At 61.0% G+C, this 249-nt stretch carries 1 pseudogene; it reads left to right on the plus strand.

Annotation, left to right across the window (positions count from 1 at the left end):
* Positions 1–249, plus strand: a pseudogene (locus SB724_RS21270) (amino acid permease); the annotation flags it as partial.

Here is a 249-nt window from a genome sequence, read left to right on the forward strand (position 1 = left end):
CGGGTTTTTCGCTTTCCTGATCCTGAGGGCCTTGGGCGAGCTGGTGCTGTACCGTCCGACGTCGGGCTCTTTCGTTTCGTACGCCCGTGAGTTTTACGGCGAGAAGATGGCGTACACGGCCGGTTGGCTGTACTTCCTGAACTGGGCCATGACCTCCATTGTGGACGTCACCGCCGTCGCCCTGTATGTGAAGTTCTGGGGCCACTTTTGGGCGCCCCTCAACGATGTGCCGCAGTGGCTCGTGGCGCT

Origin of the sequence: Bacillus sp. SIMBA_031 (genome assembly GCF_046535225.1) — a bacterium.
GTDB classification, from domain to species: domain Bacteria; phylum Bacillota; class Bacilli; order Bacillales; family Bacillaceae; genus Bacillus; species Bacillus velezensis.